This is a genomic window from Dactylosporangium sp. NPDC051087 (assembly GCF_055586325.1).
Window position 1 is genome coordinate 219,903 of record NZ_JBVJIJ010000014.1, and the last position, 22,512, is coordinate 242,414.

Sequence of the window (22,512 nt, forward strand, 5' to 3'; positions counted from 1 at the left end):
TCACCGCAGGTGCAGGGCGAGGCGCGGGCAGTGCTCCACGGCGCGTCTGGCGTGCGGGAGCAGGTCCGCCGGCACCGTGGGTTCCTTGCCGCCGGTGCTGCGCGGGTAACCCCACTCGTCCTGCCGCAGGAGCTCCGGCAGCAGCTCGGTGCAGTGCCCCCGCCCGTCGCACGCGGTCCAGTCGATGTGCAGCGCGCTCATCGGGCGCTCCCTTCCAGGCAGGTGCCGTGCAGGTGAGCGGTCACGTCGGCGGCGAACGTCGTCATGGCGGACCCGATGAGCCGGACCGTGCCGTCGGGGTGGCCGCAGGCGCCGCGGCCGTGCACGAGCGCCGACAGCCGGGCCACCCCGGCGGGCAGCGTCGGGTCGCCCTGCATCCGGGCCAGGGCCGTCATGGTCGCCGCCAGCCGCGGCAGGCCGTTGCGGCACGGGCCGCACTGCCGCGCGCCCGACCGGGCCAGCCAGCCCACGATCTCCGCGGTCCGCACCAGCCCGCACCCGCCCGCGGCGAGCGGGACGACGACGCCCGCGCCGGGCGAGGCGCCGTAGGGGGCCAGACCGTCCCGGCTCACCGGCAGGTCGGCCGCCGCGGGCACCCATGCGCCGTGGTAGCCGCCGACGAGGACCGCCCGCAGCGGCGCCACCGGCCCGCCCGCCGCGGCCAGCAGGTCACCGAGGGGGATGCCGTACGGCACCTCGTACACCCCAGGCGAGGCGACCGGGCCGGAGACCGTCGCGAGGAACGTCCCGGGCTCCCGCGCCGTCCCCACCTGCCGGAACCATTGCGGGCCGTGCCGGGCGATCAGCGCGAGATGCGCGAGGGTCTCCACGTTCTGCACGAGCGTGGGCGCGCCGCCGACCCCGGACTCGGTGACCCGGCGGAGCTTGTCGCGGGGGACCGCCCGGCCACCGTTCAGCGCCGCCACGACCGCCGACTCCTCACCGGACAGGAACGCCTCCGGCGCCTCGTGGACGATCACCGGCACGCCCGTGCGCCGCTGCTGGACCAGCCGCGTGAGGGTCCCGGCCACCGCCCGCCGCACGTACAGGTGGGCCTTCGGCGCCCCGACCGCGGCCGCGGCGAGCTGCAGACCGTCCAGGACGAGGTGCGGCGAGCGCTCCAGCAGGACCCTGTCCTTGGCGCTGGCCGGCTCGCCCTCGGCGCCGTTGCCGACGACGACCGGAGGGCGCCGCCCGCCCGCGCCGCGCACCGCGGCCAGTTTCAGATGGGTGGGGAAGCCGGCGCCGCCGTGGCCGGTCAGCCCCGCGTCGCGGACGGCGCCGATCAGCCGGTCGGCCGCCAGCACCGGCGTGGGGCCGGGCGCCGGCAGGTCCGGGTGCCCCGCGCCGAGCAGCCGCCCGGCCACGATTGCGGTCGTCATCGAGAACCTCCACTGACGATGGTCGGTCCGCCGGACGGGGTCCCGGTCGCAGAACCTCCACTGAGGACGGTCGGTCCGCCGGACGTGGATCCGGTCGTGGGGACTCCACTGAGGACGGTCGAACGGTGCGATGTGGACAGTCGCCAGGTGACGGCGGCGGCCACCGCGACGAGACATCCGCCGGCGATCGTGCGCAGCCACCAGGTCCCGGCGTCCGTGCCGGTGCCGAGGGCGTGCAGGAAGGCGACCGGCCAGCAGGCGTACGCCAGCCAGTGGGTGGCCCGCCAGGCGCGCAGGCCCAGGCGCCGCCGCGGCAGGCTCGTCACCACCAGCGCGATCAGCAGGTCCACGGCGAGGGTGCCCAGACCCGTCCACATCGGACGGTACGTGGCCCCGAACGGCACGACGAGGTCGAAGAGCTCCAGCTGGGCGTACACGTCGAAGAACAGGCTGATCACGTGCACCAGCACGAACGCGACGGCGAGCAGCGAGGCGTCGCGGTGCACCTGCGCCACCCCGAAGCGGGGCAGCCCGAACGCCGGGCGTCTCTTCCGGTTGGCGACGCCGAACGCGACGACGACCGTGAGCAGCACCAGCGACGTCACGCCGGTGCCGCGGGCCAGGTACCAGAGCGCGTCGGTCATGACGGCCACGCCGGGGTCGGGTACACCTCGCGGCGCTGCGAGACGAGTCTGGCCGGCGCGCCCTGCCCGGCCAGCCATCCGCGCCCCTGCCGTCCCCGCACGACCGCCGCGGTGCTGAGCGTGTTGGCGTGCACGCAGCTGCGCGCGGCCACCGTCACGGTCCGCCACACCCGCGGCGCGGGCAGGCCGGTGCGCGGGTCGAGGATGTGGTGCAGCGGGCCGCCGGGGCCGTCCCACTGGCGGCCGATCGTGCTGGACGTGGCGAGGGCCGCGCCGCCGGGGATCCGGATCCTCGCCGCGGGCTCGCCCGGCCGGTCCTGCACGAGGACCCGCCAGCCGCCGGCGGGTGCGGTGCCCGCGGTCGCGATGTCACCGCCGAGCGACACCAGCACGCCGGTGCCGGTGGCGGCGGCGACGAGCCGGGCGCAGCGGTCGGCGGTCCACGCCTTCGCGGTCGCGCCGAGGTCGAGGGTCGTGCCGGGCGGCACGGTGAGCCGCCGGTCCCGCAGCCTCACGGCGCGCCAGTCGGCGGTGGGGTACACGATGAGCTGCTTCCCGGCGCCGGTGTGGTGCCGTCGCCCGATCGCCGCGAAGTCGCGGTCGTAGCCGAGCCGGCAGATCGCGGCGCCGACGGTCGGGTCGACGTCGCCGCCGGTGTCGCGGGCCGCCCGCAGCGCCACGGCGACGAGCTCGGCGAGCAGCGCGCTCACCTCGACCGGCCGGCCCGCCCTGCGGTGCACCTCCTGCAGCTCGGCGTCGGCACGGAAGCGGCTGCAGGCCCGGTCGACGGCGTCGAGCTCGGCCCGCACGATCCGCTCGGCCTCCGGCAGCGCCGCCGGGTCGGTGGCGACGAGCCGCACCGTGGTGCCCCACGCCTCCCACTGCGCGGCCCCGTCGCCGACCGGGAGATGCTCGACGGTGCCCATCTCAGGACCCGCCCGTCGTGGCCTGGCTGCCGCCGCGGTCGCCGCCGCCGGATCCGCTGTCGTCGCTGAGCCGCGGCCACGCCGAGCCGTTGTCGGCGCTGTCCCCGGTGCTGGCGCTGCTGCTGCCGCCGGTGCCGGTGTCCGTGCTGGTCGTGCCGTCCGTGCCGCTCTGGGTCCCGACGCGGCCGGCGTACGCCACACCCGCGATCGCCAGTGAGCCCGCGACCCCGATCGCGGCGAGCAGGCCGGTGAGACCTGTCGCGCGTCGGAGGCCCTGTGCCCGATCCATGGTGCGCTCCCTCCACTCGTCTGCTGCCACGAGTCTTGGAGCACCACCTGCGTTCCGCTTGGCAGGCGGCTGGGAGCCGGCTGTGGGTCAGGCCCGCAGGCCCCGGCGGGCGTCCTCGAGGCCCTGTTCGTTCTCGGCCGCGGACCCGATCCCGGTCAGGTCGCCGGCCGCGATCCGTCTCGCGAAGTAGTCGGCCTGCACCGCGAAGCGGAACCGCAGCAGCACCGGCAGCGCCTCCTGCTCGCCGGGCAGCGTTCCGCCCGCGAAATAGGCGGCGAGGAACGCTTCCGCGTGGTCCGGCCCGCCCAGGTACATGACGGCGGAGGCGACGTCGTACATCAGCGGACCGCGCATCGCGACGCCCCAGTCGATGAGGCCCCCGCCCAGGAACGCCTCGGGTGCGGGGTCGGCGTGCAGCAGCCCGTGGGTGAGGCCCGTCGCCGCGCCGAGATCGCGGACCGCGCCGGCGACCGCGTCTCGCAGCCATGGCCGCAGCCCGAGATGTGCCGCGCCGGGGTCGATCCAGTCCGTCCCGACCTCGCCGGTGACCGTCACGCCGCGCAGGAGCCGGTGCGCCTCGGCCAGCGTCGCGCCGATCGTGTGCTGGTCCTCGGCGGGTGTACCGTCCACGAAGGCCAGCAGCGCCAGCCGCTCGTGCGGGCCGAGCTCGACGGTCAGCCGGCCGTCCCGGGTCCTGACCGGCGCGCCGCTGGCGAACCCCTTCCGGGCGAGGGCGTCGGCGACCGCGATCCCGCCGGGGAACCAGTCGCCGGTGGCCGCCTTCGCCACATACCGCCGCCCGCCGGCGGTCACGAGCCACGTCGCCGAGTTCATCCCACCGTGGTGGGGCACGACCTCAGGGTCGGTCAGCCCCCAGGGCTCGAGCACTCAGCGCTGGATCGGCCGGCGCAGCGAATAGGTCACGGCGTGCAGCCGGTGCGGCTGCCCGACGACCAGCGCGGCCCGGTCATAGGCCTGCCACCCCTCGGCGCCGGCCCGGTTCAGGTGCCGCAGATCGTTGTACCGCTCGTCCGTCCCCCACCGCTGCACCCCGCCCGGGTGGTGGAACACCGCGTCCCAGTCCTCGAACTTGTCCGTGCCCAGTGTCCCCGCCGCCCGATACTCGAGCCGCGCATATTCCCATTGCGTCACGCGGTCCATCATGCCGGACGTGCACCAGGACCACTACGTTGGTAGATGTGGAACGTGATCGAGACACCGCCGGCCGGGCCCGCAACGCCCGCCCCCGCGACGGCCTGGGCCGCCCGCTGCCGCGCGGGGCCCAGGGCGTGCCGACGATGCCGGACGACCTGGAGGTCACTCCCGCGACGGCGCTGACCCTGGCGCAGGAGCTGCTCGACGCCGGCCGCCCGTTTCACGCCCACGAGGTCCTGGAAGCCGCCTGGAAGAGCGCGCCACCGCCCGAGCGCGAGCTGTGGCGCGGCCTGGCCCAGCTCGCCGTCGGCCTGACCCACCTGCGCCGCGGCAACCCCACCGGCGCCGAACGCCTGCTGACCCGGGCCGCCGGCCGCCTCGCCGCCTACCACCCCGCGCCGCACGGCATCGACGCACCTGGCCTCGCGCGGTGGGCCCGCTCCGCCGCGACCCGGCCGGATGCGCCACCGCCCCGGCTGTGCCCGCCGCCGGCGGACTGAGGGGCACCGGTCAGGCGGGCGGCTCGGGGGTGGACAGGTGCAGCACCTCGTAGCGCTCGTCCGCCGGCTCGGCCGGTGGGACCCCGGTGCGCCACAGCGTGAAGTGCAGCAGGTGCCAGGTCCGCGGGTCCATGGCCAGGGTGGTCGTGTGCACGTCCGGGTGGGTGGCGAGGGCCCGCAGGTCCGCGACGGCGGCGTCGAGAGGTGTGGTGTCGACGGGTGTGGTGAGGTGCAGCGGCAGGAGCCGGCGGGACGCGGCACGTGGGACCGCGCCGGACGCGGGGCCGTGGAGGGTGGCGACCGGGGTCCACTGCAGGACCGGCGGGCGGCCGAAGTCGCGGACGATGTTCTGGAAGCCGCCGCCGCCGACCAGGAAATGCGTCATCGCGGCCGGGGAGTTCCACAGGTAGAACGGGGCGTACTGGTTCACGGGGGAGCCGTCGACGCCGTGCGTGCGGATCAGGTAGGCCTTCAGGGCCAGGCCGGCGCGGTCGTCCAGGGCGTGGCCCCTGGTGCGGACGCGGTGGCGGATGATCTCCATGTCGTAGTCGGCGGGCAGGGTGAGCTCATACTGCATCGCGAGCATCAGGCGGCCGCCGTCCGGAGCAGGCCCAGCGCGCCGCGGACGGCGCTGTCGAACGGTGCTCTGGAGCCGGCGGCCCGGGCCAGGACATAGCCGCCCTGGAGGGTGGCGACGACGGCCGCGGCGGTGTCGTCCGGGTCGAGGCCGGCGGGGAGCTCGCCCGAGGCCTTGCCGGCGGCGAACACGTCGGACAGTGCCTGGCACAGCCACGCGAACGTCTCCGCCACGGGCGCGTGCAGGGTGGGGTCGGCGAGGACGTCGGGGTCCTGGGTGAGGCGGCCGACCGGGCAGCCGCGCAGCACGTCGCGGTCGCGGCGCAGGTAGGACTCGACGCGGGCGACGGCGGAGCCGGGGCCGTCGAGCTCGGCGCGGGCGCGGGAGCGCAGGTCGTCCGCGGTGCGGCGGATCGCGGCGGCGGCGAGGTCGGGTTTGCCGCGGAAGTGGTGATACATGCTGCCCTGTCCGGCGCCGGCGCGTTCCTGGATGGCGCGGGGGCTGGTGCCGGTGTACCCACGCTCCCACAGCAGCTCGCGGGTGCTTTCGACGAGTCGTTCGGCCGTGTCCATGCTGTACATACTAGTAGGTACAGTCACGGCGCGAGGAACGGGAGCGGCAGTGCGCCGCTCCCGCCGGTGATGGGTCAGGTCCGGTCGACCCAGGGGGCCTGGAAGGTCGACCGCTCGGCGGCGGCCTGCGCCCGCAGGATCTCGTCGATCTCGCTGGTCTCCTCGGCGGTGTGCCGGCCGAGGATCAGGTCGAGCTCGAGGCGCTCGGCCGGCGTGCGGTAGGCCGCGATCTCCCGGGCGAGCGTCCGCCGGGCGCGGCGCGCCTCGAAGCGGCTGGTGACGGCGTTGCGGACCCGGCCGGCAGTGGTCTGGGTGGACATCTGGCTGCTCCTTCTCGAATCGGTGACGGCTCCACTGTATCGATTCAGAAAGATCATCACAGCTGGATGGCGCGTGAGGCTCGACACGCGTCAGATGGCTGTCAGGAGAGGGGTCAGGCGGCTTCGCGGTTGGTGCTGCGGGCCGTCGCCTGACCGGGGACGAGGCGCAGCCGCGGCCGGGGCTCCGCCGGGGTCGTGCCCCCGGAGTGCGAGGACCCGGGCCCGGACAGGCGCGACGGTGGGCGCCCGGGGTCGAGGGCGGGCCGGGTGAGGGCGACGACGATCGCATACCCCGCCAGGACGAACCCGTGGCTCAGCAGCCGCTCGGTCTCGACCCGGCCGGCCAGGAGGTCGTTGACGCTGAGCAGGGCGAGCAGCGCCACGAACGCGGTCAGCATCGGCAACGCGCCGGCCGGCCGGCCGCGCCGGCTGGCGATCCAGCCGAACCCGGCCCCGATGGCGACATTCCAGGCGGCCGACTCGTGCCACAGGTGCCCGGCGCCGTCGCCGTGCAGGTCGGTGGCGGTGGCCGCATTGGTGACCTGGGCGATGCCGAGCATGAACTGCGCCGCCCCGAACATCCCGAGCAGCACCCGCAGCGCCGCCACCAGGTGCCGCCGGCCGACGACCCGCCGCTCAGGGCGGGGCTCGGCCGCGGGCGGCGGCGGTGCTTCCGCCGCCGGTTGGACGCCGTGGGCGTCGAGGGCGGCGAGGAGGTCGTCGGCGCCGGCCGGCTGCGCGGGGACCTGCTGGACGCGGAAGAGCCGGGTGGCGGTCACGGCGTCGGCGTGCCACGTGCGGCAGGCGGGGCAGCGGCGAAGGTGCGCGTCCGTGAGCGCGGCGTCGATCGGCTCGTCCTCGCCGTCGAGGCGGGCCGACAGCGCCTCACGGAAGGCCGGGCAGCCGGCGTCAGATGAACGCTCCACGCACCGATGGTGCCAGACCGGGCGGCCGCGCGGGGATTCCCCCTGGTCACGCGTTACCCGGTGCTACACCTGGGTCACCCGAGAGCGTCGGACGCGTCGGAGACGGTGTCGTGCAACGTGAAGACCTTGTCCAGGCCGGTGATCCGGAAGACGCGGCGGATCTTGTCCTCGGGGCAGACGAGACCGAGGCCGCCGGTGCCCTGGCGGACCTGGTTGTGGACGCCGATGAGGACACCGAGGGTGGTGGAGTCCATGAACGTGACCGTCGTGAGGTCGACGATCACCGTGCCGTCGCCCTCGGCGAGGGCGGTGGTGATCGCCTGGCGCAGCGCCGGTGCGGTGCTGACGTCGAGTTCGCCGTCAGCCCGGACCACGCTGTGCCCGTTGAACGTCGAGATCGCGAACGCCATCAGACAATCTCCACTTCGTGGGTAGCGGTATGACGGTAGCCGGTCTTGCGGCAGGCGTTATCGTTGGGCCGGGACATGCCAATGGGAGGACGCACCGTGGACGACTCGCCTTCCGGCGTGCCGATCGAGATCCTGCTCGTCGAGGACGACCCCGGTGACGTGCTCATCACGCGTGAGGCCTTCGCCGACCACAAGGTGTCCAACCGGCTGACGGTGTGCGCCGACGGCGCCGACGCGCTGCGGTTCCTGCGCCGGGAGGGTGTCTACGCGGACGCGACCCGCCCTGACATCGTGCTGCTGGACCTCAACCTGCCCGGGATCGACGGCCGCACGGTCCTCGCCGAGATCCACGCCGACCCGGCGCTCAACGACATCCCCGTGGTGGTGCTCACCAGCTCCCGTGCGGAGGAGGACTTCCTGCGCAGCCACGAGCTGCGGGTCGACACCTACATCCTGAAGCCCGTCGACTTCGCCAGCCTCGTGCACGTCGTGCGGCGGATCGAGACGTTCTACATCAGCGTCCGCCGCAACGCCAACGCATGACGAAGCGGCCCGGAAGACCCAAGGCGGGTCCACCGGGCCGTCGGCAGGGTCGGGTCGGGGTCGGGTCAGGGCGCGTCGATGGCGTTGCGGGTGATCGCTTCGGCGAGCCAGCGGCCCGAGGACTTCACGGTGCGCCCCAGCGTGTCGTAGTCGACGTGGATGAGGCCGAAGCGGCGGCTGAAGCCGAAGGCCCACTCGAAGTTGTCCAGCAGTGACCAGGCGAAATACCCGCGCAGGTCGACGCCGGCGGTGATCGCCTCGTGCACGGCGGCCAGGTGGCCCCGCAGGTATTCGATCCGCTCCGGGTCGTGGACCGCGCCGTCGGGGGAGCGGCGGTCGTCGTAGGCGGCGCCGTTCTCCGTCACGTAGATCGGCCGGTCGCCGTAGTCGCGGCGGATGCGCAGCAGCAGGTCGCGCAGCCCGGTCGGGTCGACGGACCAGCCCATGTGCGTGACCGGCCCCGGTGTCGGGTGGAAGCGGACGTGCTGCGCGGTCGGATACGGCGTGCCCTCGTCGCGCTCGGTCGTGGCGCTCACCAGGTCCGGCTGGTAGTAGTTCACGCACACCGCGTCGACGGGCTGCGAGATCACCGGCAGGTCGCCGGGCCGCACGTACGACATGTCGGTGATATCGGCGATGTCGTGCACGGTGTCCGCGGGGTACGTGCCGCACAGGATCGGCTCGAAGAAGATGCGGTTCAACAGCCCGTCGATCCGCCGCGCGGCGTCCACGTCGCCGGGGGAGTCCGTGAAGGGGCGCACGGCGCCGGCGTTCAGCGCGACCGACACCTGCCCCGAGACGCCCGCCGCCCGCAGCGCCGAGACGCCCAGGCCGTGCGCCAGCAACAGGTGATGGGTGGCGACCAGGGCGTTCAGGTGGCCGCGCCGGCCGGGGGCGTGCCCACCGGTGCCGTACCCGAGGAACGCCGAGCACCACGGCTCGTTGAGCGTGTTCCACAGCGCGACCCGGTCCCCGAGGCGGGCCGCGACCGCCGCCGCGTAGTCACCGAACCGCAGCGCCGTGTCGCGGTTGGTCCAGCCGCCGGCGTCCTCCAGCTCCTGCGGCAGGTCCCAGTGGTAGAGCGTCGCGGTCGGCCGTACCCCGGCGGCGAGGAGCTCGTCGACCAGGCGGTCGTAGAAGCCCAGCCCGGCCTCGTTGACCCCGGACCCGCCGGCCGGCCGGACCCGCGGCCACGCGATCGAGAACCGGTAGGCGGACAGCCCCAGGTCCTTCATGAGCGCGACGTCGCCCCGGTACCGCTCGTAGTGCCCGGTCGTGCGGGCGCCGGTGTCGCCGTTGTCGATGCGGCCCGGCTGCGCGGCGAAGGTGTCCCAGATCGACGGGGTGCGGCCGTCGGCGTCCACGGAACCCTCGATCTGATAGGCCGCGGTCGCCGCGCCCCACCAGAAGTTCGAGGGAAACGTCAGGACGCCTTTCGCGGTCTGCACCGCTGTCGTGCTCACACCCACCACCACTTCCCCGTACGTCAACAGACAGGAAGCTTGGAGAGCGCTCTCCAAGCCGTGTGACCAGACTGCGACGTCGCGTGCACGGGTGTCAAGGCGCCAGGAAGCGCGCATCTATAGAAAACGGACAAAATGCCGCCAAAGAAGTCCACCACTCTTGACACGCGGGAAACCACGGGGCAACACTGCGACCTATCGGAGAGCGCTCTCCAAAACCGCCCGCCGCGCCTCCTCACCCCATCAGCAAGGAGCTCACGTGCATCCGGCACACGCTTCCGCCCCCGCCTGGCGGAGACTGCTCAGTTCCCGATGGCGCATCCTTCTGGTCGCCGCCGTCGTCGCCTCGATCGCCGTCGCGGTCGCGCCGTTCGCGCGCGCCGCGGACAGCCTGATCTCTCAGGGCAAGCCCGTCACCTCGTCGTCCGACCAGGCCCCCGACGTCGCCGCCAGCTTCGTCAACGACGGCAACGCCGGCACCCGCTGGAGCAGCCAGTGGAGCGACCCGCAGTGGATCCGCATCGACCTCGGCGGCCCCGCCACCATCAGCCAGGTCGTGCTGCAGTGGGAAGGCGCCTACGGCAAGTCCTTCAAGATCCAGACCTCGAGCAACGACTCGACCTGGACCGACATCTACACCACCACGACGGGCGCCGGCGGCACGCAGACGCTCAACGTCTCCGGGTCCGGCCGCTACGTGCGCATGAGCGGCACCGAGCGGGGCACCGGCTACGGCTACTCGCTGTTCGAGTTCAAGGTGTACGGCTCGCTCGACGGCACCACGAACCCGGGCACCTGCAACACCGGGACGAACGCCGCGCAGGGCAAGCCCGCCACCGCGTCGAGCTCCGAGGGCGCCGGCACCCCCGCCTCCGCCGCGGTCGACGGTGACGCCGGGACCCGCTGGTCCAGCACCTTCAGCGACCCGCAGTGGCTGCAGGTCGACCTCGGCAGCAAGCAGAACATCTGCCAGGTCGTGCTGCAGTGGGAGGGCGCCTACGGCAAGGCCTTCCAGATCCAGGTCTCCGACAACGCCACCAGCTGGACGGACGTCTACTCCACCAGCACCGGCACCGGCGGCACCCAGACCATCCCGGTGACCGGCGCCGGCCGGTACGTGCGGATGTACGGCACCGCCCGCCCCGGCGGCTACGGCTACTCGCTGTGGGAGTTCAAGGTCGCCCTCGGTGGCGGCGGCACCACGTCCAACCCGCCGACCAGCTCCAGCCCGTCGCCGAGCACGTCGACGCCGCCGGACCCCAACTGGACCACGGTCTGGACCGACACCTTCGACGGCGCGGCCAACACCTCGCCGAACGCGGCCAACTGGCTGCTGCGCACCGGCACCCAGTACCCGGGCGGCGCCGCGAACTGGGGCACCGGCTCGGTCGAGACGGCCAGCGCGTCGACCGCCAACGTCTACCTCGACGGCGCCGGCAAGCTCAACATCAAGGCGATCCGGGACGGCAACGGCGCGTGGACGTCGGGCCGCATCGAGACCCAGCGGACCGACTTCCAGGCCGCCGCGGGTGAGCTGGTCAAGTTCACCGCCGTGCTCAAGCAGCCGGACGTCGCCAACGGCGACGGCTACTGGCCGGGCTTCCGGGCCACCGGCGCCGCCTACCGCGGCAACTACAACAACTGGCCGGGTGTCGGCGAGACCGACATCATGACCGACGCCAACGGCCGCAGCCAGCTGTCGCAGACCCTGCACTGCGGCACCGCCCCCGACGGGCCGTGCGGCGAGTACAACGGCCGCACCTCGGGCCTGGCCAGCTGCACCGGCTGCCAGACCGGCTACCACGAGTACACCCAGGTCATCGACCGCACGAAGACCGACGAGGAGATCCGCTTCTACCTCGACGGCAAGCAGTCGTGGGTCGTGCGCAAGAGCCAGGTCGGCGTCACCGCGTGGAACGCTGCCGTCCAGCACGGCTTCTACCTGCGCCTCGACCTCGCCATGGGCGGCGCGTGGCCCAACGCCATCGCCGGCTACACCGTCCCGACCCCGCAGACCACGTCCGGCGGCATCCTGTCCGTCGACTCGGTCACGGTGGCCAAGCAGACCGGCACCACGCCGGCCGCGATGACCGACCCGGCGACCCCGACCGGCGCCAGCGTCGTCAAGGTCACCGGCTCGCAGGGCAACTGGCAGCTGCAGGTCAACGGGCAGCCGTGGGAGGTCAAGGGCCTCACCTACGGCCCGCCGCAGGCCGCCGCCGACGGGTACATGCGCGACCTGAAGAACATGGGCGTCAACACGATCCGCACCTGGGGCGTGGACGACGCGAACACCCCGACGCTGCTCAACCGGGCCGCGCAGCAGGGCATCAAGGTGATCGTCGGGCACTGGCTCAACCAGGGCGCCGACTACGTCAACGACACCGCGTACAAGAACAACACCAAGACCGAGATCGTGAACCGGGTCAACGCGCTCAAGAACCACCCGGGCGTGCTGATGTGGGACGTCGGCAACGAGGTCATCCTGACCATGCAGGACCACGGCCTGGACGCCGCGACGGTCGAGGCCCGCCGGGTGGCGTACGCCAAGTACGTCAACGAGCTGGCGGTCGCGATCCACGCCGCCGACCCGAACCACCCGGTCACCTCGACCGACGCGTACACCGGCGCGTGGCCGTACTACAAGAACAACGCCCCGGCGCTGGACCTGCTCGCGGTCAACTCCTACGGCGCGATCAACAACATCAAGCCGGACTGGATCGCCGGCGGATACACCAAGCCGTACGTGGTGACCGAGGCCGGCCCGTCCGGTGAGTGGGAGGTCCCCAACGACGTCAACGGCGTGCCGAGCGAGCCGACCGACCTGCAGAAGCGGGCGGGCTACACGGCCAGCTGGAACGCGATCAAGGGGCACCCCGGCGTGGCGCTCGGCGCGACCGAGTTCCACTACGGCCTGGAGAACGACTTCGGTGGCGTCTGGCTCAACACCTACGGCGGCGGCTGGCGCCGGCTCGGGTACGGCGCGCTGAAGCAGGCCTACACCGGCACCCCGCTCGCCAACACGGCACCGGAGATCACCAGCATGACGGTCTCCAACCAGACCGCCGTGCCGGCCGGTGGCACGTTCACCGTGAACGTCGCCGCGACCGACCCGAACAACGACACCATCCGGTACAACGTGATGATCAGCGACAAGCACATCACCGGGAACACCGGCTTCCGCAACGTCAAGTTCACCCAGAACGGCTCCACCTTCACGGTGACCGCCCCGGAGACCCTCGGCGTGTGGAAGGTCTACGTCTACGCCTTCGACGGCCAGGGCAACGTCGGCATCGAGACGAAGTCGTTCAAGGTGGTGCCGCCGGTCATCGCCGGCACCAACATCGCCCAGGGCAAGACCGTGACCGCGTCGACCTACCAGCCGACCGGCACCAACGGCCCGCAGCTGCCGTCCTACGCGGTCGACAACAACTACGGCACCCGCTGGGCGTCGGAGTGGGTCGCCACCGCGTGGTGCACGGTCGACCTCGGTAGCAAGCAGACCTTCAACAAGGTCTTCCTGGCCTGGGAGGCGGCGTACGCGACCGGCTACCAGATCCAGACGTCCGACGACAACAACACCTGGACGACGATCTACTCGACGACGACCGGCAACGGCGGCTTCGACGAGATCAACGTCAACGGCAACGCCCGCTACGTGCGGATGAACGGCACCGCGAAGGCGACCGCCTACGGCTACTCGCTGTGGGAGTTCGGGGTCTACCGGTAAGTCACCCGACTAGGGCGGGCGGCGCGAGCCGCCCGCCCTTTCGTCTGTATTTTTCAGCGAATTTCATGCTATGTAGTGGAGAGCGCTCTCCATGCTCCGTGCTATAAAACCCGCCATGAGCGATCCACGTTCGGCCCGCAAACCCACCCTTGAAGACGTCGCGGAAGCCGCCGGCGTCTCCCGGGCCACGGTGTCGCGCGTCATCAACGGTGTTCGCAACGTCGACCCGAAGCTGCACTCGATCGTGTGGCAGGCCGTCGACGCCACGGGCTACGTGCCCAACCGGGCCGCCCGCTCGCTCGTCACCCGCCGCAGCGGCACCGTGGCCCTCGTCGTCTCCGACGCGGTCAGCCACGACGACGACCCCTTCATGCGGCGCTTCTTCGCCGACCCGTTCTTCGGCCGCATCGTCGGCGGCGTCATGTCGGTCCTGCGCCCCAAGGGCATCCAGCTCGCGCTGCAGATCGTCGGCACCGACGAGGCCCGCGGCCGGCTCGTCGGCGACCTCGGCCAGGGCCAGGCGGACGGGGCGGTCGTGCTGTCGCTGCACCCCGACGACACGCTGCCGCAGCAGCTCTACGAGGCGGGGATCGCCGCGGCGCTGGTCGGCCGCCCCGCCCAGCCGGTGCCGATCAGCTACGTGGACCTCGCCAACGACGCCGGCGGTGTCCTCGCCGCCGAGCACCTCATCGGCCGCGGCTGCACCCGCCTCGGCATGATCACCGGGCCCGCGCACGTGCCCGCCAGCCAGGACCGGCTGACCGGCTTCCGGCAGGCCCTCGCCCGGCACGGGCACGCCTGGTTCCCCACCGTCGAGGGCGGCTTCACCTACGAGTCGGGGGAGACCGCGCTGCTGGAGCTCCTCGAGCGGCAGCCGGAGCTCGACGGCGTGTTCATCGCCAACGACGTCATGGCCCAGGCCGCCGTGATGGCGCTGCGCGGCCGGGAGCTGCGGGTGCCGGAGGACGTGGCGGTCGTCGGCTTCGACGACAGCAGCGCCGCGCTGGACGCGCGGCCGCAGCTCACCACCGTCAGGCACCCCCTGGAGGACATGGCGGCGGAGAGCGCCCGGCTGGTCCTGGCCCGCATCGACGACCCCTCGCTGCGTGTCGAGTCGGTCATCTTCGACCCGAAGCTCGTCGTGCGGCAGTCTGCATGACGTGACGATGCCCGCCGCCGAGGTCGCGGTCTCCTCGTCGTTGGTGGCCGCGTTGGTACGGGCGCAGCACCCGTCATTCGAGGGGCGGCTGCGGCTGGTCGCCAACGGCTGGGACAACGCCGTCTACCGGCTCGGTGAGGACTGGTCGGTGCGGCTGCCCCGGCGCGCGGTCGCGGTGCCGCTGCTGGTCAACGAGCAGCGCTGGCTGCCCGAGCTGGCGCGGCTGCTGCCGGTGCCCGTGCCGGTCCCGGTCGCGGTGGGCGCCCCGGCCGGGGACTACCCCTGGCCGTGGAGCATCAACCCGTGGCTGCCCGGCGTGCCGGCCACCGCCGTGCCCGCCGCCGCCCGGCAGACGTTCGCCGCGGACCTGGCCCGCTGCTTCGCCGCCCTGCACGTCCCGGCGCCGGCCGGCGCCCCGCCCAACGCGTTCCGTGGCGTGCCCCTCGCGGACCGGGACCCGGCCGTGCGGGAGCGCCTGACGACCGGCGACCATCCGGCCGGGCTGCTGGACGTCTGGGAGGACGCCCTGGCCGCGCCGCCGTGGCCGGGCCCCGCCGTGTGGCTGCACGCCGACCCGCACCCGGCGAACCTGGTCGTCGGCGACGACGGGCGGCTGGCGGGCCTCATCGACTTCGGCGACCTGACCTCGGGCGACCCCGCCACCGACCTGTCCGCCGCCTGGATGGTGTTCGATCCGCCGGGCCGCGCCGTGTTCCGCGCGACGCTGCCGCAGGTGTCGCCGGCGACGTGGCGGCGGGCGCGGGGCTGGGCGCTGAGCATCGGCTCGGCGATCGCCGCGAGCTCGGCCGGCAGCCCGCACATGGCCGCGATCGGCGCGCACACCCTCGAGCAGGTCCTGCTGCCGGCGTGACGGTCCGCCGATTCCGGGAACCCGGTGGCCGCCGCGGACAGGTACAGACGTGACAGCCGATTTGCGGGCCCGGATCCGGGACGGAGACGCCGACGCGTTCGGTGCGCTCTTCGACGAGCACGCCGCCGCGGTCCACCGGCACGCGGTGTGGAGCGAGGGCGACCCGGCGCACGCCGAGGACGTGGTGTCGCTGACCTTCCTGGAGGCCTGGCGGATCCGCCGGTCGTTGCGCCCCGACGGCGGCAGCGTCCTGCCGTGGCTGCTCGGCATCGCCACCAACGTGCTGCGCAACCGCCGCCGCGCGGCGCGCCGGCACCGGGAGGCGCTGCGGCGGCTGCCGGTGCGCGACACCGTCCCGGACTTCGCCGACGAGGTGGTCGCCAGGATGCACGACGTCGACCGGGTCGCCGCGGCCGTGGCCGCCCTGCGGTCGCTGCGCCGCTCGGACCGCGAGGTGTTCCTGCTGTGCGTCTGGTCGCAGCTGGACTACGTCTCGGCCGCCGAGGCGCTGGGCGTGCCCGTCGGCACCGTGCGCTCGCGGCTGTCGCGGGCCCGGACCCGGCTGCGGGCCCGCGCCCAGCAGGAGCTGGCCGCGCCCCGGCCGGTCTCCACCGGACGACCCCGGATGAGCGCCGTCGAGCAGGGAGAGTCGTGATGAGTGAGCCCACCGCCCCGCCCGTGCCGGCCCTGCGACCGGCCCGCCACCAGGCCCTGCGGCAGCACCTGATGCGCGAGATCCAGGCGCATGAGATCCGGGCACCTGAGATCCAGGCGCGGGGGACCCGGCGGCCGGCATGGCGCTCCCGGCGGCTCCTGGCGCTGGCGGCGGTGCTGGCCGTCGCGGTCACGGCCGGGGCGGTCGCCCACGTGTGGGCGCCGCGCGGCGCACCGTCGGTCGTGGCGGTGGCGCAGGGCGACCGCGGCGGCGTCGCGCTGCTGCTGAACCAGGTGGCCATCGCCGCCGAGGCCGGCCCCGAGCCCGCCGCCGGGGAGGGCGGATACGTCTACGTCAAGAGCCGCGCCGCGTACGTCGAGGTGGGCAACGGCCCGGCCCGGCTGCAGCCGCTGTACACCCGGGAGATCTGGATCCCGCGCTACGAGCGGGGCGAGGGCCTGGTGCGGCAGCCCTTCCGTATCTGGCCGGTCATCGGCCCGGTCACGTCGGGCAGGACGCTGCCGGACATGACCCCGAACGCCGTGATCGTCGACCTGCCCGCCGACCCGGACCAGCTGCTGGCGAAGCTCTACCGGGAGCGGGACCGGCGGGGCCCGGGCAACAGCGCCGACGGCGCGGTGTTCACCGCGATCGGCGACATCCTGCGGGAGTCGCTGATGCCCCCGCAGACGAGTGCCGCGCTCTACCGCGCCGCCGCGAAGATCCCCGGCGTCGAGGTGGTCCGCGGGGTCACCGACGCGGTCGGCCGCCGTGGCATCGCCGTCGCCCACACGGACCAGCGCCGCCGCGACGAGTGGATCTTCGACGAGCGGACCTTCGAATACCTGGGCGAGCGCAGCTACCTCGTGACGGCGACCGAGGACGGCCCGGCCGGGACTGTGCTGGGCACGATGGCGGTGCTGCGGCGCGCCGTGGTGCCGGAGCTCGGGCGGCGACCGGCGCAATAGCCGGCCCCCGGCGAACTCATCGGTCGGCCTCGGTGAACCGGCGCGCGCCGCGACCTGCAGTCAGTGACGCGCGCCGGCAGTCCCCGGTTTCGGAGAGCGCTCTCCGAGATGCCCCGAGTCTGCCGGTCCGGATCTTCCGCGTCAAGGCGTCCCGGCTGTTCCGGTAAAGATCAGGATTCGGTCAGGACTGCGTGCGCAGGTGTTGACACCCGCCGGTACCAGCGGGAAACTTCCTTTACGGAGAGCGCTCTCCAGCCGGGTCGGGTGCCGGCGGGGAGTGGCGCCGAGGTGGCCGGTCACACGATCCGAACGGGTCGACGGGGGTTGGCTGGGTCACCTGACCGACGCCGTAGGACAGGCAGTTCGGGTTGGTCGTCCAGGCGGGGGCTGCTCGAAACGATCGTCCGACGGGCGCTGAGGCCGCTTCGCGGACCGCGCCCAGCGGTGCCGGGACGGGTGCGGCAGCCGGGCATTTCCGGGTGCTTCCACCAGCACGTCACCGACGGCGACCGGGTTGGGGTCGCCGCCGGCGGGACGACCGCGACAGCAGCCGTCCCGTGCATCGATTCCGCAGTTGCGGTGGCCGCTCCGGGCTCTGGGCGCCCTGGCCGCCGCAACTGCGGGACCGTCCCGCCGAAGGGAGCCAACCGTGCGACCGAGCCCCGCCAGGCCCGCGATCACCACCGTCCTGCTCGCCGCCGTCCTCGCGCTCGGCGCCGGGTGTGCGCAAGCGCCGGCACCGCAGCCACCGGCACCGGCGGCACCTGCGACCGCTTCGGACTTCGGCGGCACCGACATCGCGTGGGTGCAGCTCATGATCCCGATGGACGAGCAGCTGCTGCCCGTCCTCGACCTGGTGCCGGGGCGCACGGCGGACCAGGCGCTGATCCGGCTCGCGGCCGACCTGCGCACGCAGTACACCGGCGAGATCCAGCAGCTGAAAGCGCTCAGGGTCAGGGCCGGGCTGGACGAGAGCAACCCGCACGCCGGGCACCGGATGCCGGGCCTCGTCGACACCGACACCCTCGCGGCGATCGGCGCGGCGGGCGGCGGGGAGTTCGAGCGGCAGGTCGCCGAGTGCCTGCGGACCCACCTCGACCAGCTGGCGAGCCTGGCCCGCTCGGAGATCACCAACGGGACCAGCGCGGCGGTCAAGGACCTCGCCGGGCAGGTCGAGGCGTCCAGGACCGCCGGACTGGCCCGGCTGCCGGCTTTGTCACCGCGGCCGGCGGCTAGCGGCGCAGCAGGCGGTGGCTGACGGCGGCGACGACGAGGACGATGACCGCCGCGAAGCCGAGCAGCGCCACCCTCCCCGGGAGGAACTGGGTGGCCACGCCGAGGCCGAGCACCGGGACGGCCAGGCCGAGGTAGCCGCCGAGGAACACCCCCGAGAGGGCCTCGCCCCGGGTCTCCGCGGGCGCCAGGCCGACCACCGTGGACAGCGCGCCCTTGAGCAGCGCGCCCGCGCCGCCACCGGCGACCACGCCGCCGAGCAGGAACACCGGCAGGCTCGCCGCCCACACGCCCGCGGTGACGGCGAGCAGGCCCGCGGTCACGAGCACCAGGCCGCCGGCGACCTGGCGGCGCACCGGCTCGCGGCGCAGCAGGATCTGCGCGACGGCACCGCTGGCGAACACCATCGCCGCGACGGCACCGGCGAGCGCCCGCGACGGGTGGTGCAACGTCCCGGCGACGAAGACCGGCGCGAGGGACGTGAAGAGGCCGAGGACCGACAGCGCCGCGAACGCGCCGCCACCGGCGGCGAAGTAGAGGGGGCGGGCCGCCGCGGGGACGGTGACGCGCTGCGGCCGGTACCGCCGCGGCCGCCGCGGACCGGTGACCGTCTCCGGGACGCGCGCGACGGCGGCCGCGGCGACCAGCAGCAGCACCAGGAACACCGCGTAGGAGGTGCGCAGCGGCGCCGGGCCGTACTGCGCGAGCAGTCCCGCGACGAGCGGGCCGGCCGCGAACCCACCGAGGTTCGCCACCGTGGCCACCAGGTCGCCGCGTTCGCGGCCGGCGCCGGGACGGGCGGCGGCGTGCAGCTCCGACAGGTGCGCGGTCGCCGTCGCGGTGAGCATGCCGACGCCGAGCCCGGACAGGACCCGGGCGACGATGACGACGGCGAGCGACGTCGAGGTCAGGAACAGCGCCGCGGCCGCGGCCTCGAGCAGGATCGCGGGCAGCAGAACCCGCCGCCGGCCCAACCGGTCCGACAGGTGCCCGGCGAGGAACAGGCTGACGATGACCCCGGCGGCGTACGCCGCGAACGCGACCGTCACCGCGATCGTCGAGTAGCCGTCGTGACGCTGGTAGACCGCCCACAGCGGGGTCGGCACGACGGTGAAGGCCAGGGACACCGCGAACGCCGCCGCGATCGTCCAGAACCCGCGCTCGTGCCGCGCGGATCGCTCCGGTACGGCGGCAGGACGGGTCAGCAGGGTGGTCATGCGACGACTGTGCCGCGCGGCAGTCAGCACCAACAACGAATGTTCGTGCTCGTAGCTATCATCAAACGTGATGGAGCTGCGGCATCTCGTGTATTTCGTGACCGTCGCCGAGGAGCGCAACTTCTCCCGCGCTGCGGTGCGGCTGCGCGTCGTGCAGTCCGGGGTGTCCGCCGCGATCCGGTCCCTGGAGCGGGAGCTGGGCACGCCGCTGTTCGACCGCAGCTCGCAGCGCGTGGCGCTCACCGACGCCGGCGCGGCGCTGCTGCCCGCGGCCAGGGCCACGATCGACGCGGCGCAGGCGGCCCGGGACGCCGTCGACGAGGTCCGCGGCGGGCTGCGCGGCACCCTGCGCATCGGCACCCTGATCTCGGTCGGCTTCGTCGACCTGCCGGGGCTGCTCGGCCAGTTCCGCGCCGAGCACCCGGGCGTCGACCTGCGGCTGCGGGCGGCGCCGACCGGGTCCGCGGGGCTGGCCCGCTCCGTGCTCGACGGGGAGCTCGACGTGGCCTTCGTGTCCCTCGCCGGCCGGCCACCGGCGGGCCTGTCGGTGCGGGTCCTCCTGGCCGACCCGATCGTCGCGGTGCTCCCCTCCGGGCACCGGCTGGCGCACCGCGCCGAGGTGACCCTCGCCGACCTCGCCGACGAGCCGTTCGTCGACTCCCCGCCGGGTTACGGCAACCGCACCGAGGTGGACCGCGGCTTCGCCGCCGCCGGCCTGGACCGCAGGGTCGCGCTGGAGGTCGCCGACATCGCGACCGTCGCCCAGTACGTGCGCAACGGCCTCGGTGTCGCGCTGATCCCGCGGTTCGCGGTGGGGGAGACGGCGGGGGATGCGGCTGGGGACACGGGCGGGCTGCGGGTGCTGCCGCTGGCCGGGGCCCGGCTGCGCTGGACGTTCGGGGTGGCGACGGGATCCGCCCGCCGCCCGAGCGCGGCGGCCCGGGCCCTGCTCGACCTCGTCGACAGGCACCGGGTGCGACCGCCCGGCTGACCCGGCCCGCTCGGCCCGTCTCGGCCCGCTCGGCCCGGCTCGGCTGGCCCGGCTCGGCTGGCCCGGCTCGCCCGGCCCGGCCCGGCCCGGCTGGCCCGGCCCGGCTGGCCCGGCCCGGCTGGCCCGGCCCGGCTGGCTCGGCTCGGCTGGCTCGGCTCGGCTGGCCTGGCTCAACTCGGCACGGACGGTTCGGCCCGCGTGACGCGCATCGGGTGCAAATGACCGGTTAGCGCTCAGGTGCGGGTGGGGTGCGCCGAACGGACGGCAAAAGGAGGTGCCCATGACGCGCACGACGTCCCGCCGCTACGGTGGGCTGGGCCGGTGGTTCGGCGACATCCGGATCGGGGTGAAGATCACCGCGGCGCTCGCGGTCGCGCTGCTCGCCGGCGGTGTCGTGGCGTGGGCCGGGCTCGCGGCGCTGGGCACCGCCAACACCAACGCCGGCGCGATCTACTCCGACAACCTGCTGTCGACCAGCCTGCTCAACGAGACCCAGGGCGCGCTCGACGACGAGATCAACGCCCTCGCGCTGATGAACATCGCCGACCAGCCCGCGGTGACCGACCAGTACCGCGCCCGCGCGCTCGACGCGGCGGACCGGCTGACGAAGGGCATCGACCGGTACGCGGCGCTCGGCCTGCAGGCCACGCAGCGGCCGCTGGTCGCCGCGCTCCGGCAGGCGGTGACCGGCCTGCACGCCGTGCGCGACAGCAAGCTGATCCCGGCCGCGACCGACAGCGACAACGCGCTGTTCGCGAGCATCTACCGGTCCGCGGCCGAGCCGCTGGTCGGCGCGGCCAACGAGGCGCTGGACGGGCTCGCCGCGTTCGAGTCGGCGGCCGCGCGGGCCGCGGCGGAGCGCAACGCGGACCAGTACTCCACCAGCCGCGCCACGATCGTCGCCTGCCTGGTCGGCGGCTGTCTCGTCGCCGCCGCCCTCGGCTGGGTCACCGTCCGCCGGATCGTCGGGCCGATCCGGCAGGTCGGCGGCGTGCTGACGATGATGGCCGACGGGGACCTCAGCGGCCACCTCGACGTCGACACCCGCGACGAGGTGGGCGTCATGGCCGGCGCCCTCAACCGGGCGACGCAGAGCATGCGCACGGCGGTGCAGACGCTGGGGCGGACGTCGTCGGCCCTCGCGGCCGCGGCGGAGCAGCTGTCGGGGACGAGCACGCAGATCGCCGCGAGTGCCGTGCAGACCAGCGGCCAGGTGGCCGTCGTGGTGACCGCCGCCGACGAGGTGACCCGCAACGTGCACACCGTGTCGGCCGGTTCGCAGGAGTTGAGCCTGTCGATCCGGGAGATCTCGCAGAACGCCAACGAGGCCGCGATCGTGGTCGGGGAGGCGGTGTCCGCCGCGCATGCGACCGACGCCACGGTGTCGAAGCTCGGCGAGTCGTCGCAGGAGATCGGCAACGTGGTCAAGACGATCACGTCGATCGCCGAGCAGACCAACCTCCTCGCGCTCAACGCCACGATCGAGGCGGCCCGCGCCGGTGACGCGGGCAAGGGGTTCGCGGTCGTCGCGACCGAGGTGAAGGACCTGGCCCAGGAGACCGCGCGGGCCACCGAGGACATCTCCCGCCGGGTCGCCAGCATCCAGGCCGACACGGACACCGCCGTCGCCGCGATCCGCGACATCGGCGAGATCATCTCGAAGATCAACGACTATCAGCTGACCATCGCGTCCGCGGTCGAGGAGCAGACCGCCACGACCGCCGAGATGAACCGCGGGGTCGCCGAGGCGGCCGGCGGAATCGGTGAGATCGCCGCCAGCATCGGGTCCGTCGCCGCTGCCGCGCAGGTCACCACGGAGGGTGTCGCCGAGTCGCAGCGCACGTCGGCCGAGCTCGCGCGCATGTCGCACGAGGTGCAGACCCTGGTGGCGAACTTCCGGGTCTGAGACGTCACACACATTCGTTTGCGTCACCGCGCGACCATGTTTTTAGACTGACTGGTCAGTACAAGTTGGTCGGAG

The 22,512-nt window shown here is 73.8% G+C and carries 24 protein-coding genes; 10 read left to right on the top strand and 14 right to left on the bottom strand.

Annotated features, from left to right (window positions below; translation table 11 throughout):
* From ACZ6TV_RS26890 to ACZ6TV_RS26920, 7 genes are all read right to left on the bottom strand, one after another.
* Positions 1-201: a ferredoxin gene (locus ACZ6TV_RS26890; RefSeq protein ID WP_465300036.1), complete on the bottom strand. Its 201-nt coding sequence runs from the start codon at positions 199-201 to the stop codon at positions 1-3.
* Positions 198-1,382 carry an NADH-ubiquinone oxidoreductase-F iron-sulfur binding region domain-containing protein gene (locus tag ACZ6TV_RS26895; protein WP_465300037.1) on the bottom strand — a complete coding sequence of 395 codons (1,185 nt, stop codon included), beginning with the start codon at positions 1,380-1,382 and terminating at the stop codon, positions 198-200. Before ACZ6TV_RS26895 ends, ACZ6TV_RS26890 begins: the two co-directional genes overlap by 4 nt.
* The gene (locus ACZ6TV_RS26900) at positions 1,379-2,026 is read right to left on the bottom strand and encodes a ferric reductase-like transmembrane domain-containing protein (RefSeq protein WP_465300038.1); all 648 of its coding nucleotides are present in this window, start codon (positions 2,024-2,026) and stop codon (positions 1,379-1,381) included. Before ACZ6TV_RS26900 ends, ACZ6TV_RS26895 begins: the two co-directional genes overlap by 4 nt.
* Positions 2,023-2,952 (bottom strand): FAD:protein FMN transferase, encoded by a 930-nt coding sequence (locus tag ACZ6TV_RS26905; protein WP_465300039.1) that lies wholly within the window; start codon positions 2,950-2,952, stop codon positions 2,023-2,025. Before ACZ6TV_RS26905 ends, ACZ6TV_RS26900 begins: the two co-directional genes overlap by 4 nt.
* Before the next feature lies 1 nt (position 2,953).
* The gene (locus tag ACZ6TV_RS26910; protein ID WP_465300040.1) at positions 2,954-3,241 is read right to left on the bottom strand and encodes a hypothetical protein; all 288 of its coding nucleotides are present in this window, start codon (positions 3,239-3,241) and stop codon (positions 2,954-2,956) included.
* Between the two features lie 87 nt (positions 3,242-3,328).
* Complete coding sequence (locus ACZ6TV_RS26915) at positions 3,329-4,129, bottom strand: phosphotransferase enzyme family protein (protein ID WP_465300041.1); 801 nt, start codon at positions 4,127-4,129, stop codon at positions 3,329-3,331.
* Positions 4,130-4,393 (bottom strand): hypothetical protein, encoded by a 264-nt coding sequence (locus tag ACZ6TV_RS26920; RefSeq protein WP_344504361.1) that lies wholly within the window; start codon positions 4,391-4,393, stop codon positions 4,130-4,132. It lies immediately after the preceding gene.
* Positions 4,394-4,440: 47 nt separating this feature from the next.
* Here ACZ6TV_RS26920 and ACZ6TV_RS26925 point away from each other — a divergent pair, with 47 nt between their 5' ends.
* Positions 4,441-4,896 carry a DUF309 domain-containing protein gene (locus tag ACZ6TV_RS26925; RefSeq protein ID WP_465300042.1) on the top strand — a complete coding sequence of 152 codons (456 nt, stop codon included), beginning with the start codon at positions 4,441-4,443 and terminating at the stop codon, positions 4,894-4,896.
* Between the two features lie 10 nt (positions 4,897-4,906).
* Here the strand turns inward: ACZ6TV_RS26925 and ACZ6TV_RS26930 are convergent, their stop codons facing one another.
* From ACZ6TV_RS26930 to ACZ6TV_RS26950, 5 genes are all read right to left on the bottom strand, one after another.
* Complete coding sequence (locus tag ACZ6TV_RS26930) at positions 4,907-5,473, bottom strand: DUF4865 family protein (protein ID WP_465300043.1); 567 nt, start codon at positions 5,471-5,473, stop codon at positions 4,907-4,909.
* Positions 5,474-5,481: 8 nt separating this feature from the next.
* Positions 5,482-6,045, bottom strand: coding sequence for a TetR/AcrR family transcriptional regulator (locus ACZ6TV_RS26935; RefSeq protein ID WP_465300044.1), 564 nt, complete (start codon positions 6,043-6,045; stop codon positions 5,482-5,484).
* A 74-nt stretch (positions 6,046-6,119) separates the two neighbouring features.
* Positions 6,120-6,365, bottom strand: coding sequence for a hypothetical protein (locus tag ACZ6TV_RS26940; protein WP_465300045.1), 246 nt, complete (start codon positions 6,363-6,365; stop codon positions 6,120-6,122).
* A 113-nt stretch (positions 6,366-6,478) separates the two neighbouring features.
* Positions 6,479-7,291 carry a zf-HC2 domain-containing protein gene (locus ACZ6TV_RS26945; protein WP_465300046.1) on the bottom strand — a complete coding sequence of 271 codons (813 nt, stop codon included), beginning with the start codon at positions 7,289-7,291 and terminating at the stop codon, positions 6,479-6,481.
* Positions 7,292-7,365: 74 nt separating this feature from the next.
* Entirely contained in the window at positions 7,366-7,701 is a 336-nt protein-coding gene (locus ACZ6TV_RS26950) for an STAS domain-containing protein (protein WP_465300047.1), read from the bottom strand.
* Between the two features lie 96 nt (positions 7,702-7,797).
* Here ACZ6TV_RS26950 and ACZ6TV_RS26955 point away from each other — a divergent pair, with 96 nt between their 5' ends.
* Positions 7,798-8,244 carry a response regulator gene (locus tag ACZ6TV_RS26955; protein WP_465300048.1) on the top strand — a complete coding sequence of 149 codons (447 nt, stop codon included), beginning with the start codon at positions 7,798-7,800 and terminating at the stop codon, positions 8,242-8,244.
* Positions 8,245-8,309: 65 nt separating this feature from the next.
* Here ACZ6TV_RS26955 and ACZ6TV_RS26960 read toward each other — a convergent pair whose 3' ends face one another.
* A complete protein-coding gene (locus ACZ6TV_RS26960; RefSeq protein WP_465300049.1) occupies positions 8,310-9,707 on the bottom strand; it encodes a GH1 family beta-glucosidase in 1,398 nt (465 codons plus the stop codon).
* Between the two features lie 259 nt (positions 9,708-9,966).
* Here ACZ6TV_RS26960 and ACZ6TV_RS26965 point away from each other — a divergent pair, with 259 nt between their 5' ends.
* The 6 genes from ACZ6TV_RS26965 (at position 9,967) to ACZ6TV_RS26990 (ending at position 18,348) form a co-directional block, all read left to right on the top strand.
* Positions 9,967-13,437 (top strand): discoidin domain-containing protein, encoded by a 3,471-nt coding sequence (locus ACZ6TV_RS26965; RefSeq protein ID WP_465300050.1) that lies wholly within the window; start codon positions 9,967-9,969, stop codon positions 13,435-13,437.
* A 115-nt stretch (positions 13,438-13,552) separates the two neighbouring features.
* Entirely contained in the window at positions 13,553-14,596 is a 1,044-nt protein-coding gene (locus ACZ6TV_RS26970; RefSeq protein WP_465300051.1) for a LacI family DNA-binding transcriptional regulator, read from the top strand.
* A gap of 7 nt (positions 14,597-14,603) precedes the next feature.
* Entirely contained in the window at positions 14,604-15,467 is an 864-nt protein-coding gene (locus ACZ6TV_RS26975; RefSeq protein WP_465300130.1) for an aminoglycoside phosphotransferase family protein, read from the top strand.
* A 49-nt stretch (positions 15,468-15,516) separates the two neighbouring features.
* Positions 15,517-16,122: an RNA polymerase sigma factor gene (locus tag ACZ6TV_RS26980; protein ID WP_465300052.1), complete on the top strand. Its 606-nt coding sequence runs from the start codon at positions 15,517-15,519 to the stop codon at positions 16,120-16,122.
* On the top strand, positions 16,122-17,090 hold the full coding sequence (locus tag ACZ6TV_RS26985; RefSeq protein ID WP_465300053.1) for a CU044_5270 family protein: 969 nt from the start codon (positions 16,122-16,124) through the stop codon (positions 17,088-17,090). The genes ACZ6TV_RS26980 and ACZ6TV_RS26985 overlap by 1 nt, the downstream gene beginning before the upstream one ends.
* A 649-nt stretch (positions 17,091-17,739) precedes the next feature.
* Positions 17,740-18,348, top strand: coding sequence for a DUF305 domain-containing protein (locus ACZ6TV_RS26990; RefSeq protein WP_465300054.1), 609 nt, complete (start codon positions 17,740-17,742; stop codon positions 18,346-18,348).
* On the opposite strand, the gene ACZ6TV_RS26995 is transcribed toward ACZ6TV_RS26990, so the two are convergent.
* On the bottom strand, positions 18,323-19,540 hold the full coding sequence (locus ACZ6TV_RS26995; protein ID WP_465300055.1) for an MFS transporter: 1,218 nt from the start codon (positions 19,538-19,540) through the stop codon (positions 18,323-18,325). The two genes, ACZ6TV_RS26990 and ACZ6TV_RS26995, sit on opposite strands and share 26 nt — an antisense overlap.
* 70 nt (positions 19,541-19,610) lie before the next feature.
* On the opposite strand from ACZ6TV_RS26995, the gene ACZ6TV_RS27000 reads away from it, so the two are divergent.
* Together ACZ6TV_RS27000 and ACZ6TV_RS27005 are read left to right on the top strand one after the other, a co-directional pair.
* Positions 19,611-20,531: a LysR family transcriptional regulator gene (locus ACZ6TV_RS27000; RefSeq protein ID WP_465300056.1), complete on the top strand. Its 921-nt coding sequence runs from the start codon at positions 19,611-19,613 to the stop codon at positions 20,529-20,531.
* Positions 20,532-20,811: 280 nt separating this feature from the next.
* A complete protein-coding gene (locus tag ACZ6TV_RS27005) occupies positions 20,812-22,437 on the top strand; it encodes a methyl-accepting chemotaxis protein (protein ID WP_465300057.1) in 1,626 nt (541 codons plus the stop codon).
* Positions 22,438-22,512: the final 75 nt, after the last annotated feature.

Coding starts and splice junctions, on each gene's coding strand:
- ACZ6TV_RS26905 (WP_465300039.1), bottom strand. CDS start 2,952: ATGGGCACCGTCGAGCATCTCCCGGTCGGCGACGGGGCCGCGCAGTGG.
- ACZ6TV_RS26970 (WP_465300051.1), top strand. CDS start 13,553: ATGAGCGATCCACGTTCGGCCCGCAAACCCACCCTTGAAGACGTCGCG.
- ACZ6TV_RS26930 (WP_465300043.1), bottom strand. CDS start 5,473: ATGCAGTATGAGCTCACCCTGCCCGCCGACTACGACATGGAGATCATC.
- ACZ6TV_RS26940 (WP_465300045.1), bottom strand. CDS start 6,365: ATGTCCACCCAGACCACTGCCGGCCGGGTCCGCAACGCCGTCACCAGC.
- ACZ6TV_RS26935 (WP_465300044.1), bottom strand. CDS start 6,045: ATGGACACGGCCGAACGACTCGTCGAAAGCACCCGCGAGCTGCTGTGG.
- ACZ6TV_RS26995 (WP_465300055.1), bottom strand. CDS start 19,540: ATGACCACCCTGCTGACCCGTCCTGCCGCCGTACCGGAGCGATCCGCG.
- ACZ6TV_RS27005 (WP_465300057.1), top strand. CDS start 20,812: ATGACGCGCACGACGTCCCGCCGCTACGGTGGGCTGGGCCGGTGGTTC.
- ACZ6TV_RS26895 (WP_465300037.1), bottom strand. CDS start 1,382: ATGACGACCGCAATCGTGGCCGGGCGGCTGCTCGGCGCGGGGCACCCG.
- ACZ6TV_RS26950 (WP_465300047.1), bottom strand. CDS start 7,701: ATGGCGTTCGCGATCTCGACGTTCAACGGGCACAGCGTGGTCCGGGCT.
- ACZ6TV_RS26985 (WP_465300053.1), top strand. CDS start 16,122: ATGAGTGAGCCCACCGCCCCGCCCGTGCCGGCCCTGCGACCGGCCCGC.
- ACZ6TV_RS27000 (WP_465300056.1), top strand. CDS start 19,611: ATGGAGCTGCGGCATCTCGTGTATTTCGTGACCGTCGCCGAGGAGCGC.
- ACZ6TV_RS26910 (WP_465300040.1), bottom strand. CDS start 3,241: ATGGATCGGGCACAGGGCCTCCGACGCGCGACAGGTCTCACCGGCCTG.
- ACZ6TV_RS26900 (WP_465300038.1), bottom strand. CDS start 2,026: ATGACCGACGCGCTCTGGTACCTGGCCCGCGGCACCGGCGTGACGTCG.
- ACZ6TV_RS26890 (WP_465300036.1), bottom strand. CDS start 201: ATGAGCGCGCTGCACATCGACTGGACCGCGTGCGACGGGCGGGGGCAC.
- ACZ6TV_RS26975 (WP_465300130.1), top strand. CDS start 14,604: ATGCCCGCCGCCGAGGTCGCGGTCTCCTCGTCGTTGGTGGCCGCGTTG.